Here is a 1583-nt window from a genome sequence, read left to right as displayed (position 1 = left end):
TTTCGTAAGAACCTTCAATGGTGGGCAGGGCGGCGATGCGGTCCAGCAGATCCGGGGAGGCACTGTCTGCACTATCACCTCCGCCAATACCGACAGAGCCGGAAATCGAACCATTAACGTTCTTGTAATTGTCGTGATCCTGAATATCCCTGTAGTCGAAGGTCTCGGTATCCAGTGTCACGTCACCTTCGGTCGAAGCAATGACCGCCCCGTCAAGCTGGGTGTGACCACCGACGGTGACATCCACGTTGCCTTTGGCGATCAGGGCAGACTGTTCCTCGACCCACGCCTTGCGACCCTTTTCTTTGCCGTAGGAGAGGGAACCATTGACGGCAGTTCCGCCCGCAGCGGGGGATCCCTGCTTGTATCCCCACTCCCCTCCAGACCAGTGCTCAGGCCGAGGGAACCGCCCTTACTGTTGCCATCAATCCGGCTGGTATCCCGAACCGAAGCAAGGGTTAAATCACCGCCAACATCCGCAACTTCTTCTGCCAGTACGCTACAGACTTCATCATCGTCCCATTCCGGCCAACTGGTATAGCCTTCTGGAGGGGGGTCAGAAAGGTAAACCTGCGTCTTCAAGTTGCTGCGCGAAACTCCAGCCCACAGGTTCCGTGCAACTACCCAGCCATTGCCCCTGCTGGTCTATCACCCAAACCTTTCTTAGGCTTAGGTAGCGGCCCTCATCTGAATTCTCGTTGTAATCGTATCCCGATTGATTTGTGCAGCACGGACAAATTTCGAAAGTTGTCAAGCCAGTCTCGTCAAATGCTTCATACTTTGGGTACCCACAAACTGGACACCCCTTTTCTTTATCGTAGCTGTGCATTGAAATAATCCAAATTAGTTGGGTAACCATGTACTTGAGGGTCTGGCTTGTAATAAGTCCTTATTGCCCCATTTGATGAAATAACCCCAAACGCATCTGTCGCGGGGTCGAAACGTACAACATCCCCGTTAGTACGAGTTAATTCCAGCGTCGTAGAATTTTTTGGTCCCGTGAGGAAGTTGTCTGCAGCTTGTTGATACTCAATTTTTGTTATCGTTCCAAAATCAGCACCATGCCTGTTGAAATGATCGTCTAATTTGGCTTGATCCGCAAACCGAGAACCGACTCCCGTATTTTTTCCACCACCTTTGAGGTTAATCGTCCCTGCAAGTACGGTAAAGATAAGGAATTCAGTTGCTTCAACTTTTGTTTGCGTGTTGTAGCGCCCCGCAATCAAATCACCTTCTAGCAGGTTTCTATCATAACCAATTAAAGCAGATATTGTAGAAAGCGATATTTCCTGTTTCAGTTCTTCGATCTTATCTCCAGCAACAGCATCAAGAGCCAAATTAGCCGCTAATGTCGCAGTTCCCTTCACAGGTCCCATTGCGATCTGCAATGCAAGCATGGCAGCACCAACCTCTTCGGTTGGCAAGGTATCAATATAAGATTTGGCTTTAACGAGTCCATTGAGGATTGAACCGCCAACAAGTTGCTGTTGTGTAGGATGTATCGTAACGTTCACACCGCCCGAACTATCTGGATCTTGTTCTGAATTTGTAGGTACTTGGCTCGCAAAATCTTCTGCTGCCAT

General features: G+C 49.4%; 3 protein-coding genes. All 3 read right to left on the bottom strand.

Annotated elements, in window-relative coordinates; all coding sequences use genetic code 11:
- Nucleotides 1–247: hypothetical protein (locus tag O4H49_RS20480; RefSeq protein ID WP_269425289.1), on the bottom strand; the 247-nt coding region annotated here is incomplete at its 3' end.
- 14 nt (nt 248–261) lie between these two features.
- A complete protein-coding gene (locus O4H49_RS20475) occupies nt 262–582 on the bottom strand; it encodes a hypothetical protein (protein WP_269425288.1) in 321 nt (106 codons plus the stop codon).
- A gap of 230 nt (nt 583–812) precedes the next feature.
- The coding region (locus O4H49_RS20470; RefSeq protein ID WP_269425287.1) for a hypothetical protein at nt 813–1583 on the bottom strand (771 nt) is incomplete at its 5' end.

Origin of the sequence: Kiloniella laminariae (assembly GCF_027214005.1) — a bacterium.
GTDB lineage: Bacteria > Pseudomonadota > Alphaproteobacteria > Kiloniellales > Kiloniellaceae > Kiloniella > Kiloniella laminariae_A.
Note: the sequence above shows the minus strand (reverse complement) of the source record. Positions and strands in the feature narration are given on the sequence as shown.